This is a genomic window from Blastomonas natatoria, assembly GCF_003201955.1.
GTDB lineage: Bacteria > Pseudomonadota > Alphaproteobacteria > Sphingomonadales > Sphingomonadaceae > Blastomonas > Blastomonas natatoria.
On sequence record NZ_QJJM01000018.1, the window covers coordinates 41,139 to 57,425 of the forward strand.

The 16,287-nt window shown below is 59.2% G+C and carries 16 protein-coding genes and 1 pseudogene; 9 read left to right on the forward strand and 8 right to left on the reverse strand.

Annotated features, from left to right (window positions below):
- Positions 1–70 precede the first annotated feature (70 nt).
- The 5 genes from C7451_RS17635 to C7451_RS17655 all read left to right on the forward strand — a co-directional run bounded on the left by C7451_RS17635 (position 71) and on the right by C7451_RS17655 (position 3,706).
- A complete protein-coding gene (locus tag C7451_RS17635; RefSeq protein ID WP_341866648.1) occupies positions 71–997 on the forward strand; it encodes a copper resistance protein B in 927 nt (308 codons plus the stop codon).
- Between the two features lie 16 nt (positions 998–1,013).
- Positions 1,014–1,403, forward strand: a complete 390-nt coding sequence (locus tag C7451_RS17640) for a copper resistance protein CopC (RefSeq protein WP_110300214.1) — start codon at positions 1,014–1,016, stop codon at positions 1,401–1,403.
- A 31-nt stretch (positions 1,404–1,434) separates the two neighbouring features.
- Entirely contained in the window at positions 1,435–2,337 is a 903-nt protein-coding gene (locus C7451_RS17645; protein WP_167398603.1) for a CopD family protein, read from the forward strand.
- A gap of 30 nt (positions 2,338–2,367) precedes the next feature.
- Complete coding sequence (locus tag C7451_RS17650; RefSeq protein WP_110300216.1) at positions 2,368–2,892, forward strand: YybH family protein; 525 nt, start codon at positions 2,368–2,370, stop codon at positions 2,890–2,892.
- A 172-nt stretch (positions 2,893–3,064) separates the two neighbouring features.
- Complete coding sequence (locus C7451_RS17655) at positions 3,065–3,706, forward strand: GNAT family N-acetyltransferase (protein WP_146215407.1); 642 nt, start codon at positions 3,065–3,067, stop codon at positions 3,704–3,706.
- Positions 3,707–4,099: 393 nt separating this feature from the next.
- Here the strand turns inward: C7451_RS17655 and C7451_RS17660 are convergent, their stop codons facing one another.
- On the reverse strand, positions 4,100–4,486 hold the full coding sequence (locus C7451_RS17660; RefSeq protein ID WP_110300218.1) for a MerR family transcriptional regulator: 387 nt from the start codon (positions 4,484–4,486) through the stop codon (positions 4,100–4,102).
- A gap of 109 nt (positions 4,487–4,595) precedes the next feature.
- On the opposite strand from C7451_RS17660, the gene C7451_RS17665 reads away from it, so the two are divergent.
- The 3 genes from C7451_RS17665 to C7451_RS17675 all read left to right on the forward strand — a co-directional run bounded on the left by C7451_RS17665 (position 4,596) and on the right by C7451_RS17675 (position 6,555).
- Positions 4,596–5,312, forward strand: a complete 717-nt coding sequence (locus C7451_RS17665; protein ID WP_110300219.1) for a glutaredoxin family protein — start codon at positions 4,596–4,598, stop codon at positions 5,310–5,312.
- 350 nt (positions 5,313–5,662) lie between these two features.
- On the forward strand, positions 5,663–6,025 hold the full coding sequence (locus tag C7451_RS17670; RefSeq protein ID WP_110300220.1) for an antitoxin Xre/MbcA/ParS toxin-binding domain-containing protein: 363 nt from the start codon (positions 5,663–5,665) through the stop codon (positions 6,023–6,025).
- Entirely contained in the window at positions 6,022–6,555 is a 534-nt protein-coding gene (locus tag C7451_RS17675) for an RES family NAD+ phosphorylase (protein ID WP_110300221.1), read from the forward strand. Before C7451_RS17670 ends, C7451_RS17675 begins: the two co-directional genes overlap by 4 nt.
- Before the next feature lie 945 nt (positions 6,556–7,500).
- Here C7451_RS17675 and C7451_RS19825 read toward each other — a convergent pair.
- The 7 genes and pseudogenes from C7451_RS19825 to C7451_RS17720 all read right to left on the reverse strand — a co-directional run bounded on the left by C7451_RS19825 (position 7,501) and on the right by C7451_RS17720 (position 15,094).
- Complete coding sequence (locus C7451_RS19825) at positions 7,501–8,169, reverse strand: hypothetical protein (protein ID WP_146215408.1); 669 nt, start codon at positions 8,167–8,169, stop codon at positions 7,501–7,503.
- A gap of 75 nt (positions 8,170–8,244) precedes the next feature.
- Positions 8,245–8,676, reverse strand: coding sequence for a hypothetical protein (locus tag C7451_RS17695; RefSeq protein WP_146215409.1), 432 nt, complete (start codon positions 8,674–8,676; stop codon positions 8,245–8,247).
- 10 nt (positions 8,677–8,686) lie between these two features.
- Positions 8,687–8,980, reverse strand: coding sequence for a hypothetical protein (locus C7451_RS17700; RefSeq protein WP_167398604.1), 294 nt, complete (start codon positions 8,978–8,980; stop codon positions 8,687–8,689).
- The gene (mobF, locus tag C7451_RS17705) at positions 8,980–10,971 is read right to left on the reverse strand and encodes a MobF family relaxase (RefSeq protein WP_110300227.1); all 1,992 of its coding nucleotides are present in this window, start codon (positions 10,969–10,971) and stop codon (positions 8,980–8,982) included. The genes C7451_RS17700 and mobF overlap by 1 nt, the downstream gene beginning before the upstream one ends.
- A gap of 93 nt (positions 10,972–11,064) precedes the next feature.
- On the reverse strand, positions 11,065–13,461 hold the full coding sequence (locus tag C7451_RS17710; protein ID WP_110300228.1) for a type IV secretion system DNA-binding domain-containing protein: 2,397 nt from the start codon (positions 13,459–13,461) through the stop codon (positions 11,065–11,067).
- Entirely contained in the window at positions 13,454–13,747 is a 294-nt protein-coding gene (locus C7451_RS17715; RefSeq protein ID WP_058818294.1) for a ribbon-helix-helix domain-containing protein, read from the reverse strand. The genes C7451_RS17710 and C7451_RS17715 overlap by 8 nt, the downstream gene beginning before the upstream one ends.
- Positions 13,748–14,724: 977 nt before the next feature.
- Positions 14,725–15,094, reverse strand: a pseudogene (locus C7451_RS17720) (single-stranded DNA-binding protein).
- A 397-nt stretch (positions 15,095–15,491) separates the two neighbouring features.
- Between C7451_RS17720 and C7451_RS17725 the strand changes: the two are divergent.
- A complete protein-coding gene (locus C7451_RS17725) occupies positions 15,492–16,220 on the forward strand; it encodes a hypothetical protein (protein ID WP_110300229.1) in 729 nt (242 codons plus the stop codon).
- Positions 16,221–16,287: the final 67 nt, after the last annotated feature.

Below are 16,287 nucleotides of genomic sequence, written 5' to 3' on the forward strand. Positions count from 1 at the left end.
GCCGGCGCCTGCGCCGGCCCCCAGTCCGGCGCAGGCATTGCAGCAGTCAGATCCCCACGCCGGGCATGCCATGCCCGATAGTCCCGCCGCGTCCGATGACAAAACGGTCGATCCGCATGCGGGCCATGCCATGCCCGAAGGATCAATGCCGGCCCCGGATGCCATGGCCGGAATGAAGCAGGAAACCATGGATCACAGTACCATGGATCACAGCACCATGGATGACGCCATGCCTGCATCGCCCGGTCCCGAGATGGAAACCCCCCCACCGCCAGAGGCAGGAAGCGGTCCTCCGCGCGCCGCCGACGCGATCTGGGGCGCCGATGCAATGCGGGCCTCGCGAGACGATCTCAGGCGTGAAAGCGGTGATTTTCCGGTTTTCTGGTTTCAGGGTGATCGTTTGGAAGTCCATGCCCGAGAGGGCGCAGAAGACTACATCTGGGATTTTCAGGGGTATTACGGCGGTCCAACGAGCCGGTTCTGGTTCAAGACCGAAGGTGAGGGAGCGTTCGGCGACAAGCCCGAAAGCGCTGAGTTTCAAGCCCTCTATTCACGTGCGATCAGGCCATTCTGGGACCTTCAGGCCGGTATTCGCCAGGACCTCGCAGGACCCGATACGACCTATGCCGTTCTGGGCATCCAAGGTGTTGCGCCCTATCTTTTTCAGGTTGATGCGGCGGCTTTCGTCTCACAACGCGGCGACGTTACGGCCAGAATCGAGGCAGAGCTTGACCAGCGGATTACCCAGCGCCTGATCTTCCAGCCTCGTGTCGAGATCAACATGGCTGCCCAGGACATTCCGATCCTTGGCGTCGGAGCGGGGATCGACAAGGTCGAGGCTGGCTTGCGATTGCGTTACGAGATTATCCGCGAATTTGCGCCTTACATCGGGATCGAACAGACTTGGCGCATTGGCAACGGCGCGGACTTCGCCCGCGCCCGCGGCGAGGATCCGAGTGCCACCAACTATGTCTTCGGCATCCGCTTCTGGTTTTGAAACGAAGGAAAATCTCATGAAATTTGCTCCGATTTTCGCAGCTCTTGCAATGGTTGCGGCGCCTTTGGCATTCCCGTCCATGGCTGCTGCTCACACTCGCGTGGTCGCCTCTACTCCGGCAGAGGGCGCAACCGTTGCTGGCACGCGCACGGTCACGCTGACCTTCAATGAAGCGCTGTTGCCCCCCACTGCGGCCGCCAGCATCGTAATGACGGCAATGCCGGGGATGGCGAACCACAGTCCGATGGCGATCCGCAATTTCACCACCGCCTGGTCGAAAGGGAACAAGACCATGACCCTCACTCTTACCAAAGCTTTGGCAAAGGGCAGCTATGAGGTTCGCTGGCAAGCCGCAGGAGCTGACGGCCACCGCATGAACGGCACTGTCAAGTTCACCATCAGCTGATCGCGCTATGGGGTGGGCGGTCGAACCTGGCTTGCGTTTTCTGAATTACGCGGTGCTTCTGGGCATGTTCGGGAGCACCGCGTTTCGATTGATCGCACTTCGGAGCGCCCGCTTTCTCACTGTCCGTAGTCGGGCGTCGCTACGCCTGATCGGGGGTGCTGCAGCTGCGTTCGTGCTTTCAGTTGTTCTTATGCTCGTCTCGGTGGCCGCAATGATGGGCGTGCCCCTATTCGACCTTGATTGGTCGACGATCTCCATGATGGTCTCCGGCACGGATATCGGGATTGCATTTGCCGTTCGCATCGTCTTGCTGTTGCTCGCGCTATGCTTTCTTGTCGCAGTGAGGACCACGACACTCAGCCAGGTGGTCGTCGCCGCCTGTTTCGCGGCGGCGCTTCTCTCGCTCGGATGGAGCGGTCATGCCGCTGCTGGCGAGGGAGGTATTGGACTCTTGCACCGGCTCAACAATGGCGCCCACCTGATCGCAGCAGGGTTGTGGCTGGGCGCCATCATTTGCTTTGTTGACCTCACTGTGAAGTTGCATCGGCGGCCGGATCGAGAGCAGGCTCTCGCATTGCTTTCGCAGATCCATGCTTTCGCGCCGCTCGGCGTGGGTTTGGTGGCAGTGGTGGCCATCACGGGTCTCATAAATTCCCAGCTGATATTCGGTATTCTAAACAGTTTGGTTGTTTTGAGCACACCTTATGGGCTGATGCTGGCTGCCAAACTGATCCTCGTCGGCGGCATGGTTGCGTTCGGCGCCAACAACGCGGCGATCGGACGCCGTTTTGCTACGTCTGGTGAACAATCGGGAAATTCGGTGCGCGACGTCCTAGCGCGGTTGCGCCTCAGTCTGGGAGGTGAGCTTTGTTTTGCCGTTGGCGTTCTGGGCCTCGTAGCTGTTCTGGGCCTCGCGTCGCCAGGAATGATGTAGATCGAAGGTTCACGCAAAAAGGGGGTTTCAATGGTTCGATATGGAGCAGGCCGAATTGCGGGCGTACTGGCGGTCGTGATCTTGCTGATACAAAGCCCAGTATTGGCGCATCCCAGTACCACCGCGAAGGGGAAGGACGTTGAGGAAGGGGCCACAGTAGCTCCGGCCTTGGATGGTCCCGTTGAAGCGGTGGCGAACTTCCATGCTGCGCTAGCGAGGAGCGATACTGCCGCTGCACTTTCACTGCTGGCCGAAGATGTGATCATTTTTGAATCCGGTAGCACAGAAAACAGCCGCGCTGAGTATTCCAGTCATCATCTCAAATCAGATGCCGCTTTCAGCGCCGCAGTTCCGCGCATGCTCGTCAGCAGAACGCACGGTGAGCAGGGCGATATTGCCTGGGTGATGAGCGTCGAGAATGTCGAGGGAACGTACCGCGATCGGCAGATCAAGAGCCGGTCTGTCGAAACGATGTTGCTTCGGCGCGAAAACGGAAGCTGGCAGATATTTCATATTCATTGGTCTTCTGCGGACCAGCGTCGACAACGGTCCTAGACCAGCGCCAGCCAATGTCCTGTCGAACATTAGGCTGGAGAAATCAGCTTTTCAGACTGGATCGGTACGTCGGCACATGAGGCCTCCTTGCCGCCCATCCGCACTGAATGACGACCCTGTCTTTCGTAAAGACAGGATGGGGCACAATGGGGCGTCTAAGGAAGCCCTGCAGATGGCCAGCCAAGACAGTGTCGCTTCGATCTTGGAAGCCGAAGATGTGAAGCGTAGAGACGCCTCGCTGAGGGCACGCATCAAGGATTTCCTTAAGCGAGCTTTGTCCAGGATTGTGGATTACCGTATCAACTGGATTTTCGCGCAAAACACAGCTGTTGAATCGCCAGCCCTGCCGCCATCTATCGAAATCGCTGTTTTCGATGAGCAGCATCTCGCCGCCTTTGCACGTCATCCTGACGCGCGTGTCCGAAGTGCAATGAGTTTCGATCGCGCGGGCTGTGTCGGCTTTGTACTTCTGGCCGATGCCGAGCCGGCAGCCTGCATCCATTTCGCCGATAGATCGAGCTATGAAAGTAGCTCGACCTGGCCGCTTGCGGACAACGAAGTCGCTTTGGTCAACGTCACAACTTTGCCCGAGCATCGGTCGCAGCGCTACGCATCTCTCTTGATTGCGCAAGCGACGAGCTTGCTGGTTCCCAGTCGCTATCGACAAGCTTTTGCCTATATCTGGTGGAACCACCACGCATCATTGCGCGCATTCAGAAATGCAGGCTGGCAGCGGGTCGCTATTTCGTTCGAAATATCACGGCGCAATGGACGCTGGCATTCATTACACCTTCCTTGGAAGGTTGGCCGCTAGAAGCGCGCTTTTGGAAGGGCGTTCGAACACAACCCTTGCGTGCACCGTGATGGTCAGGCGTGGCCTTTCGGCTAGGCATTGTGCGTAACCATTCTCGACTTCAAATCGTTGGCCTTACAGCCCTTCGGGGAGTACGGCGTTGCCGAGCATCGATCCAGCGGGCTGCTTCTTCATCAGCGAATTATGCTACTCACCTCCGATGCCGCCGCACCTTGGAGACTTCCAGACGGCCCAACTGCACCTTGCAATTGGGCAAGTCGGCCGGATAACCTCGGAGTGACGGTAAACGCTGGCATTCAGCACCCGCGACGGCGGTTATCAGGAACGTTTTCGCCGAGAGTGATGCAAGAGGACCGGGATTTGCATGGGGAGCGCGAGCAAGTAAACCACGCCTCAGGTATGGGCCGCCGGATTAAAGGCGGCGATGATCGGACATGGCCCGGTGTCCTCTGCGGCACAGGCTTCTGCCAGACGCACCAAGGCTCCGCGCATGGTTTGCAACGTCGCAATCTTTTCGTCGAGCGCCGCGATCCGACTGTTGGCGAGCGCCTGCGCTGCCGATCGGTCAGACGTTTCGAGATCCAAAAGGGTAGAAATCTCATCGAGCGTGAAGCCGGCCATCTGGGCCGCGCGAATTGAGCGCAAACGATCAAGGTCATCGGTGCCATAGCGCCGCGGGCCATGATCACGCGGCGGCTCAGCGACCAGGCCGCGCCGCTGGTAATAACGGATCGTTTCAACGTTTACGCCGCCCGCACGGGCGAAGTCGCCGATTTTCATAAACCTGCTTGATCCCGTATCATGGTACGGAGTTTATAGCGATGGCATTGTCAGCGAATCAAAGGAAATCGCAGTGCCCCAATCAGCAAGATCCGCCGTGCTCTACCGAATGGTCATGCCCGGCCACACCTGCCCTTATGGCCTGAAGGCAAAGCACCTGCTCTCCTCGCGCGGGTATCGGGTAGAGGATCATCACCTGACAACGCGCGAAGAAACCGACGCATTCAAAGCCGAGCATGGCGTGATCAGCACGCCGCAAACCTTCATCAATGGGCAGCGGATCGGCGGCCACGATGACCTCCGCCGCTTTTTCGGCCTCAAGGTCGCTGACCCAAATGTCACCACCTATCGCCCTGTTGTTGCGCTATTCACGATGACAGCGTTGATGGCAGTCGCAACCGGAATTGCGACTGACGGCCAAGCGGTCAGCATCAGCGTGGCAGAATGGTTCATCGCCTTCTCAATGTGTGTGCTGGCGCTGCTCAAGCTGCAAGATGTCGAGAAATTTGCGACCATGTTCCTCAATTATGACCTGCTGGCGCAGCGCTGGGTCCCCTATGCGCGCATCTACCCCTTCGCTGAGGGTCTCGCCGGCGTCCTGATGGTGGCAGGTGTGCTACATTGGGTCTCGATCCCGGTGGCCCTGTTCATCGGCACGATCGGCGCGGTTTCTGTGTTCAAGGCGGTCTACATCGACCAGCGCGAGCTCAAGTGCGCATGCGTCGGAGGATCGAGCAACGTACCGCTTGGTTTCGTGTCACTGACTGAGAACCTGATGATGATCGCAATGGCACTTTGGATGGCAGGCGAGATAATCGTAGGATAGATCATCATTTAACATAATGTATGTTATCAAACTGACGAATTTCTGTTTGTATTGAATGGGTTGCGCCCGGCTTTTCCCTATCGCATCGCAGAAATCGGGTCTTCGCGCCTTGCTGTCGCCGCACGACAATGCCATTGGCATGTGCGAAATTCAAGGGATCGGACCTGCGGATGCGCGAACGCTCTTCCGGGCATCGCGGCAAGGCATGTGCGCCAGCCATCGCTTTCGGCATCCCGTAATCCGTAGCCGCGACGAGCTCTCCCAATGTTCCCGCCTTCTTTGGGATCAGCCTTGACAGAGCCAGGATTGCCGCACACATTGGACGCATATGGTGCAATTGGTGAGGCATTATGGCGTCGGCTGCATTTCTTAGCGAGATCACAGGAAAGGATGGCGTATCGCCTGACCGTCTGTCCGGAGCGTTGCGGATAACCAAGTCCGAGCTGGCTGCGGCGGCGGGCCTGTCACGCGATGCGGTCTCCAAGAGCTCACGGTATGGCAGTGTACCCACCCAGACACGGCTGCGCGAGATGAGCGAGATCATCAATCGCGTGATCCCATGGACCGGAAGTGAGCTTGCGGCCTATGCGTGGTATCGTTCGCAGCCCCTGCCCTCTCTGGGCGATGCAACTGCCGAGGAATTGGTTCGTCAAGGACGCGCCGAGCTCGTCCGCAGCTACCTCGCCCGTATCGCACAGGGCGGGTTTGCTTGACGCTGCCGGTTACGCGGTTCGAAGGGCTGGTATATCGCGCGCATCACCCGGGTTGGGCTTTCGATCCCGAATCCGGCGAGGGTGCCCGGATGTATGGCGGCCGGTTCAACAGGCCGAGCACCGCATGCTTTTACACATCGCTGCGCCTTGAGACCGCGTGGCTCGAGGCGCAACAGGGCTTCGCTTTCAAAGCGCAGCCAATGACCCTGTCCAGCTACCGGATCGATTGCAGTGACATCCTCGATCTGACCACAGATGAGGGTCTTGCAGCAGCTCTGGTCACGCGGGCCGAACTCGCATGCGCCTGGGAAGTGCTGGCCGCCGATCGCAAGCCCGTGCCCACCTGGGAGCTCGCTGACCGCCTGATCGAAGCCGGATGCGCTGGAATCATTGTCCCGTCTTTTGCGGCGCGGGCTGGCGAGAGAGATATCAATCTGGTCCTGTGGCGTTGGACGCGAGACAAGCCGCACAAGGTCACCGTCGTCGATGACGATAATCGCCTGCCCAAAGACCGGTCATCCTGGCAATGATTGCGGAATTGGTCGCATGGCGTTGGCTCGGTTGGGTTCTCACATTTCGGTTATGACGCTTTCCCAGATCATGAACCCCACGACGCTGAGCATGAGGCAGGTCAGTCCGGCTGACAGTCGCAAGGCTGCCCTCCACCTTTGGGCTCTCGGCCCGCCGATGATCGCATCGCTTCGCCGCCGCCGCCGGGCTCACATCGCGAAAGTCTCTTGTATGATATCGGCAGCGCCGAATGCCAGCAGCGCTGCGGCTACCATGAAAACTGCAGCCCTTATGCCACCGGGAAGCGCAACAGCGAAAAGGATGGCCGCAATCGATACCAGCAATCCCGAAATGCGATGGCAAGTGAAACAGGCGATATCCTCTGCCACCATGCCCCCAGATGTCTGGCTCAGCGCCAGCGCACAACGGTGCCCGTGCGCAGCATTGCAGCGCCGAGATCGCGGCAATCGCTCAACCTGCAAGACGCAACAACGCGACCGTAGCTTTGGTGCGAAGCCCTGCAGCGCATTTGTGGCGCAGAAACCTTTACGTGCCCAGTAGAAAGCCTCCCCTTGGCTCCGCCCAGAAGAGCTACCAGTGCATCACGAGCCTCGACCCCTGAAGACCGCGGGCAAGGGTGGCCTGCCCGGCAACTGCCGTCCAGTTCGCGCGCAGCAATGCTTCCCAGTCGGATCTTCGGCCCTTCCGCGCACCAGATCGGGCCATCTCCATCCCAGACAGCAACCGGCGTGCAGAGGAACGATGCACTGGCAGCCAGCGTCAAAAAACTCATTCCGTAAGCCTTCCTATTTCGCCCCGGTGAAGCATCTTGGGTCGCCTCGGGCCACCCGACCTCCCATAGCGCAGCTGATACAGAAATCAGTGTATTTCGAGCCCAAAGCAAAGACATACCTACGAATACCTGTTCTTTGGCTCACGATCAGGATCCCATCAGAGGTATCGCATTATGCCTGGAGTGAAGAAGGTTGGGACACAGCATTGGGTCGCTTCCTGAGAAGGTGCTCGAACCTGCTTCGCACCTGTTCATCAAACTTGGCGTTTCGGCGCGGTATGTATGGGTTGAGGAGAGCACGATCTGCTGAGCCCTTCGGCGGCAACTCCTGGCAAACCAACACTTGCTCCACGACTTCCAGCATTCGCGCCTGTTTCTCGAGTGGTATGGAGGCCGGTTGTAATGCGCCACATTTGATCATCCTCTCGCGCACTTCCGGCCGAAAGCAGACGCAGGTTGGATTGTAATACTTGTCCAACCACCGATAGTCCGGATGCTTGCTACTCCAGCACACCTCTCCGCTCTCGATCCCGCATAATAGCTCCTCCAGCTTTGCTCTTGTTGCCTCATAACGGGCAGCGCGTGGCTTCAAATGACCGGACGCGATCAGGCGGGCGCGCAAATCAGGGCGGTGTCCAGGAAAGCTGGGGGACAGAAGATTCTTCAGCCTATCTTCGGCTTGGCTGAGGTCGCCATTTTGCCTCAGTTTTGCGCGACCCTGGATGATGTCTTCAACGAGCGCTTCAGCCTGGAGCGTCGAATTCCCTTTGCTGAAGCTCGAGAGTTCGATGCGCGAATGCTGTATCGAGCCGGCTGCAAATTCCACATCGAACAGGGGCACCCGCTCTGCAGGGATATCGATGCCCCCCAGTCCTTCGCCTCGCGCTCGCTCCCGAAGGTCCCTGCGTCTTCGTAGTCAAATGCCATGTCTTTTCTCCTTCCTGACGATGATGTTAACGGCCCCCTCCAGTGGTTTTGCCCGCCCCTTGGGCAGCGTGAGTGAGGCATCTGCGCACTGTTCGCGGAGAAGAGTTGCCCGCTTCGCCAGCAGCCTCACAAAGGTGGCCGCGATCGTGCCCACCAGAACAGCGACAAGGATCATCAGACCTATCGCCACCAACTCAGCGGCCATTTTCTGGTTATCGAGGGCGGCCCGCAGATCGGCGCATCCCTGAACCCCGTGCGTATTGAGATCGCAGACCACGAAGCTGTCCCCGCCAGCGGCACGCGCAATCTCCGAGAGTCCTGCCTCGTTCACCAGATTGGTCAGGGTCAGCTGCTGCGTGAGGTAAATCTCGACAGCGTCGAAATGCGTCGTGTCTGCGTTGGCATGGCCCATCTGTGTCACGATCTTCCTCCTATCGGCTGCGTTCGATGTTGCGTTCGGGCACGTCCAATTGCGGCGTTGCCCGAAGGCTCGCCGGATCGATCCGCGAGGCAGATGCTTGCCTGTCCTCGGGTGCCCTCAAATGATCGGGAATTGTGGGCCGGAACTCGCCAGCCTCGCGACTGCCGCGCTTCGCCTCGACCTGCTTTTCACCAAGGGTTTCAAGTGCGCTGGTCTTGTCGCCCGGATTGCGGCCGATCTGCGCGAGAAGTCGGTCGCGGTCGTTGGTGACGATTGTGATGTCGTCGCGCACCCGGGTCATCATCACGAGCGCCAGACGCTGGTTCGACAAGTGCCTGGCTGATGAGTGCATCTCACCGATTGCCATGTCGCGCGTGTCGCCCTGCGCCTGATGCATGTTGATCGCATATCGGACTGGATCAGGGAAAAGCTTTTGCCCGCCTCGATCGGCTGCAGCTGGGCCCGGTCTCCGATCATGACCAACTTTTCAACCCCAAGCCGGTTGGCGATCGTGAGCAGGTCATTCATCGGCTTGTTCGCCACGAGCGAAGCCTCGTCCAACACCAACACTTTGCCGCGCAAGGCTTCGCGTGATGCCTCGAACTTCGGACCCGAGCCCTCAAGCGCGGGCCGCAGATGCTCATTCACAAAGGATGAGACGGTTCTTGCTGTGATACCCTGCCTGACAACCTCACCGTCCGGCCCCCGGATCACTGTATCGCAGCGAAGATCGCTCACCATCTTGTTGGCAAAGGCGAGTCCGATCACCTCCCTTCCCTCCTGATGAGCTACGCTTGCGATTGCCGAAATGATTGTCGTCTTACCTGCGCCTGCGACACCCTGGATCACGATCGTGCGGTCCTTGCTGGCCAGCGCCAGAGTTCCCGCGGCAATCTGCTCGGCATTGAGCTCGTGGGTGCCCGCTACTTGCCGCAAGCGCCCGGGTGCCTCGGCAGCTTCAATGATGGCCTGGCCTGCGCCCTTTCCGGCGGCGACATTGGCAAGAGTTGCCCGCTCAATTGCGACATGCTCGGGCGTGGTGAATCTCTCAGGCCGGCCATCGAGCCTGTCGCTCTTGCCCTCCAGCACCCTACCGCCGGCCACCAATACGCCGATGCGTGCTTCCACCCCGTCAGCGGTCACGCCCTTTACTCCGAGGTCGAGCGCGGTCTTGACTAGCTCGCCCCGGGTCCAGGAGGTTTCACGTTCGCCGATGATCCTGATTGCAGAAGCGGTTGCCATCTCGGTGCGCAGCTGCGTGGGCGTCAGGGTGATCCGTTGGAGGCCATTGGTCGTCAGTATGTCCGCTGGCCGCGTGTAGAGCTTCACGCTTTCCCGGAGCGCGCTCAGGGTTTCCTGCACCCGCTGAGGCGATCCCAATGGGCTCTCGCGCTCTACAGAGCCGCGTTCCCGTGCCTGTTCGACCAGGGCCTTGGCATCGAACCCGAGCCCGGCGGCGCGCCTCTCCCATTCCCGCCGAAGCGCCTGCTTGTCATCCGGGTTTAGCTTGGGATCACGGGTCCGCTTGGTGATTTCCCGCAAGGCTTCTGTGTCGTTTGCGCTCTTCCCGAGCTTTTCCGCCGTTGCCAGAATGGTGAGGCGGCGCTGACTGAAGGCTTCGATCACATCGCGCGCCACGCCCTTGATTTCGAACTGACCGTGCTTGCCCGTGAGCTGGGTTTCGTAGCCGAGCTTCTCGAGGTTCGTCCGCAGCGCGGCGTTGTAGATGGAGCCAAGGACTGTGTTGTTCTTCCAGATCTCTCCGTTCCACAGCGCCTTCCAGTTGCCATCCTTGTCTTGGGTCATCGCGGCGATGACAGCATGGGTATGGTTCTGCGGGTCCAGCGCCCGGCTCGTGTCGTGCTGGAACAAGGCGTAAAGGAGCTTGCCTGTGACCACGCCCTCGCCGTTGGCATTGCGTGATCGATCGCGGGCCTGCGCATAATGCTTCTCGAGATAGGCCATGGTCGCCTTGACCGCGGCCACTTGTGCATCGAGGATCCGCTTGTCGCCGCCCAGCTGCGCGAGCAGGCTGGCCGATTTCGGCATGGAGAATGTGAGGTCAATTCCCGAGCGGCGGTTTGCGTTGCCATTTACGACCGTGTCATCGGGCAGTTTGCCATCGAGGACTTTTTCGAAGTCGTCCTTGGCAACGGGACCAGCAAGCCCGAGCGCTTCAGCGCCCTTCCCGCCCCATTCGCTGAGCTCGGCAGGGCCATCCCCGGCATAGTAGTCGTCCTTGGCAAAATAGTTTGCGGCGCCGCCTGCTGATGCGACTGATGCGACCGACAGCATCTCAGGCTACCCTTGCCTGTTCGCGCCGGAGCATCGGCCCGGCACATGGCGCGCAAAATAGGGGGCACACATGGCAGGTCTGTCCTGCCGCGCTCATCGCCCAAGCTCCTGATCATCGTCGATCGAAGGGTCCTGCCGGCCCTGCTTTTCATTGCCGATGCCGCGCATGTTCTCTTTGGAAAGCTCGCTCTCCTGCGCGTCTGCCCTGCTGTTCTGCGCTCGCCCCGTTTGCCCTTCGATCTTCGCTTGCGCGCTGCGCTCTTCGCTGTCGCGCATGGCAAGGTTTTGCCGCTCGCGTTGGTCCTTCTTGCCCGGGCGGGTATAGCCATAGAGCTCCCCTTGCGCTGGCCTGCGCTCGAACTCTGCCCGCTCCTCTTCGTCCTCGATCCTGCGCGCCACCTCCTCTCCGGTCAGCTCGCGCTCAGGGTTCAATGGCCCCTCGATCGCCTCCCGCAATTGCTGCGCCGCCCGCTCCGCCTCACTCAGCGCCACCTCTTCGCGATCCCTGCGCTCCAGAGGCACGATATCAGGTTCCGCGCCTTCCCTATCTCCACCCCCCATTTCCGCGATATCTCCGGACGGTGGTGTGTATTCGGCGGCGCGCATGTCGGTGACACGCTCGAAGCCATTGGCGCGGGGTTCGTAATCCTTCCACGTCAGCCTGATCCGGGCAGCGGGGAAACCGTCGGGGAATTTCACGAACCCGTGCATGCTGGGCAGGTCGCTGATGTCGACCGGCATGACGAGTTCTTCGACGTTGGTACGAGGCGTGATCGTCGAGGCGTCGCGGTTGTCATTATAGCCGTAGGAATAGGCTTCATCCATGATCCGGACCTGACGGTTGCCAATGAACTCGGAGCATCGCCGCGACGTCTCGGGATCGGCCGTCTTGAGGATCAGTTTGGTGCCCGCCAGCGAGGCCAGATTGGTAGCTCCGTTCTCGCCATAGGTTTCTTCAAGCTTGTCGAAGGAATGCATGCCAAGCACGAAGGCTCCGCCAAACGCGCGGGCGGTCTGAAGACCATGATCGATCGCCGGGAGACGATGCAGCGCATGGACTTCGTCGATGAGAAACCAGGTGCGCAGATCTCGGGTCCGTCCCATGTGGAACAGCGCATTGACGGCCAGGTCCATCCACAGCGTCAAAAGCGGGCGATTGAGGACCAGGTCCGGGTGCGTGGAAGTGATGAAAAGGATCGACCCTTCCTTGACCTCGGTGGTCATCCAGTTCTTGATTGAGAAGCCGGTTTCGCCCGGAGGAGGTTCGGGCAGGAAGCGGAAAACATTCGCATTGGCGATGAAGGTGGTCCGGATCGACTCTGCCATTTTGGCAGCGGCGGGTGACATCATCGGACCTGCGATCGTGCCTTCAAGTTGAGCATGGATCGTCTTCAGATCCGACTGCATCAGGAAGTAGGAAAGCGCGCCATTTGAGCGCACGCCCATCTTGATCATTTTGACGCACATCTCGACGAACAGGGTGCGTGCCGACTTCTGCCAGAAGTCATCTTCCGCGCTATGGCCGCTGGGAACCAGCGCTGTCGCAGCGCTCATGAATTCGGCGTAATTGTCGCAGTCGTTGAAGATCGACCATGGCACGCAGCGGCGATCCATCGGGTTGAGGATGATGTCCGTTTCGGCATCATAGAAGCTTTCGACGAAGGTGCCGGTCAGATCGAAAATGACGCAGCGATGCCCGCGTTCACGCGCCTGCGTGACGATCTTCTTCAGCTCGGTCGTCTTGCCAGCACCGGTAGTACCGATGAACATCGCATGGCTTTGCTCAAGACGCCAAGGAACCGGCACACCTGCCAGGCGGTAAGGCGCATGCAGACCCGCCCGAACACGGTCCTTCAAGGGCTCTGCGAGGATCTTGTCGGGGTCCACTGGTGGCGTGCGCTTGCGGCACTCGCTGATATGCGCTTTCCAGTTATGGCTGGTGATGGCTTGGGCCAGTTCGCTGTGTGTCACAAGCACGGCCCCCCGCTCATGGCGCTCGGTCAGAATGTCGGTGCCGCGCCGTTTCGAAAAGTCGACGAACCAGACGGTCAATGGGACGCAGATAAAGGCTGCACCAAGACCCGCAGAAATGCTGACCTGCACAGCCTTGGCCCACGCCCTTTCCACTGCAGGATGATAGGGCACCATGGACATGGTGCCTTGCACCATCTGACCCGATGGAAGCGTCAGGTTTACAGGCTTGTTCGGATTGAGCTGAACCCAGCCCCAAGCCTCGGCGTAGAGCTTCATAAGCACGAGCTGCACCTCGTGGTTCTTGAAGGTCAAACTGACGAGGGCACACAGCAGAAGAATGGCGGTTCCGACCCAGACGTAGAGGGGCATTCTGATGCCCGCCCAGGTCATCAGGATTTCATGGTGGAACAGCTGCGATCCGCGCGTGAAATTGCCTGCGTTCCGCTTCACTTTTCCGCGCGCGGAAGCGTGGGTGAGAGTGGCAGCTTTTTTGCTGAACCTGATGTCTTCAGCCATGATGCTCTCGCACGTTGGAGAGCGCCTGAGCGATCAGGTGTTCGGCATCAGCCGGATATTGCTCCTGGACGATGAGCGAGAGCGCAAGCTGGGTATGCTCGAGGATTGTAACAGCCCGCTCGGCATTGAGCGATAGTCCCGCCTTCAGGAGCGGAATACCGACTTCAAGGGCAATGCGGATGGCTTCTGACCGCGATACACCGCGGCTTGCCGCAAGTTGATCGACGACGTCGATCATCCTTGGGCTGAGCGTTACACCGACGCTCTGAAACTGTTTCTTTTCCACTACCACACCTTTTCAGGCGTGGTTCGTCTATCGCAGGACCGAGTATATAACGCTGCAGCCCCCTTGCCAAGAGCTTAGAAGATGCAGCCCGGTGCAGCGCTAAGCCCCTGTATTTTTATATTTATGATGGAGCACTGGACGGTATGCAGCGGACTGCACCGTGCGAATTTCGAGCAAAATCTTACCTAACTGATTGTGAAATATGCAGAACTTCGCTGCATCAGCCTACCGCGCAGCGGTGTACGGTGTGCTGCTCATAGGGACTGATTCCTTGCTGATATCGAAAAACCTAGCACATTGGATTCGCTGATGATTTGGCTTTCCTGACTAGGGCTGTTAGCCCTTCAGGCACCTGAATTCCACCTCAAAACCGGCAAAAGTTGTCATCTGGCCATACGCAGGGGTCAAGATGCCGCGGTTTGTCAAAGGCCTGCGGGCGCTCCCTCAGATAGCCATGCAAGCACATGGTGGGCAGAAGATAGTGTCCGGAATCCCCCACCCGGATTCGGACGTATCGGGCCGATTATTGGGTTCCTCAATTGATACCTTGGCGCGCAGTCGATGCCGCCAAGCTTACCCTGCGTTCGCGCCAGTCGGTGTTAGCGATCGGGCGTTGAAGGCCGAACTTTTGGAAGTGGGCAGCGGCCTCGGCGCGGATGCGACACACGCAGATGGCCTAGCCTCGGACCCCGCCTCGGCCAATGGCCCGGCTGCACGATTTCAGATGAATTTTTACGCACTTTGCTTGCTTGATAGAGGGCTCTATCATGCTGATGTTCCGCTCGGCTGCACAAGCTTGACAAGGTGGCCGTCACAAGGCCCGGATCGAGCCTTGCGAACTCGATTTTTTTGCAAACCAGCGATCTATGGTTTTCAACAATTGAACACTTCGAGCAGCGTGATTCAAGCATGCGAAAAGTCCCTGCCGCCGCAGCGGCAAGGGTCCTCATTCTGGCAGGCGAAGAATGCCGGCGGCGCTACTTTGAGCGCCGCTTCTTTTCCGCTTCGACCGGAGCGGCTTCCTTGGCCTTGGCCAGGAAATCGACCTGCTCGGCAATGATCTCGCAGCCGTACCGTTCGGTACCGTTTTTCGGTCCAGCGGGTGTAGTGGATGCGGCCGGTGACCATGATCATGGCGCCCTTCGCAACGTAATCAGCGACGCATTTGCCAATACCGTTGAAGCAGGTGATGCGGTGCCATTCGGTCTCGGTCTGGCGATTGTTTTCGCTGTCCTTGAAGCTGCGTGTGGTGACAAGAGAGACCGTGGTGATCTTTGCGCCGGACTGCGTTTGCCGGGTTTCGGGAGTGTTGCCAACAAAGCCGACGAGGGTGACCGTGTTCTTCATGAGATTTGCCTTTCGAAGCTGTTCTTGTCGTCCAGGGGACCATCCCTTTGACTGAGCCCCGATGAGACCGGGCACGGTCAGGTCTGCACCGATCGCAGAGAGGGAAACGCCGCTCGAAGGAGTGGTGCGGGCAGCCGGACAACGGCCGGCAACTCGGTGCGCACGAGTGCGCGTTGCAGCGCCTGTCCGGGTTCGGTCAGGGGCGTGTTGAAGTCATGAAAGGGGGTGATCTTTTGGACAATATCGCAGCAGCTGTAGCGCAATCCGGAAATGTGATCGTTGAACCGATCGATCCTGATGGCCTTCCTTAGAGGACCGCTTGGAGGCTCGGTTCGACAGAGGTGCAAGATGACCCTTACTTATCCACCACGCTGCATCAGCTATACGGAGGAAACCCATGCCCGATGAAGCCGAGATGGTCCGCCGACTGCTCGTCGAATATATCAGCAGCCCGTCGCTCAAACACATACGCGACTACCGCGCATTGTCGAACCTTGCAGCCGCAATCGTGTCGACCCTCAACCGGAACAATACGGCCTGGCGGAAGTGGACACCTACGCGCGAGCAACTTGTGATCCGTGCGGGTCCTTGCTGGGTCCCGACCGATGCTTTGACGCAGCACCTCAACACCATGCCTGGGCCGACACTCACACGGACTGATGTGGCTCAGCGGATGCGGGACCTGCAGGAGCAAGATCGGTGCGACTTTGCGAGGGATGATCTGCGGGAATCCTGCAAAGAGCTTTTTGATCGCGAGCATGCCGAAGGCACTGAACTGCCGGCGATCGTTGGAGCCCTTCAGGAGCATGTCGAGCGTGAGGGGGACCGGCTGCAAGCGGAGCAACGCGCCCGCTGGAAGGAAGCCGAAGAAGAGAAGCGCCGATCGCTTGAGCAGCGCTTTGTGTCAGGCGCTGACTGCAAATGGACGCCGGTTTCAGGTTCGAAGGACGTATTCTGCCGATCAAATGGGCGCGCCTATCGCCTCACGCGATGTGCCAACGGTCAATGCGAAGTTAGCCGCGTTGCCGATCAGGCGGATCCGGGGATCTTCATTGGCAGGTACCAGACCCGCGGGGATGCTACCAAAGCCCTTGCGACGATCGCTTTCGCACCGGACATATCGTAGTTGCACAGCGCCATCAGGCCCAGCTTTTGGCAAGGCCCTCCTGAACTCGATAGAGTGCACCATGTTG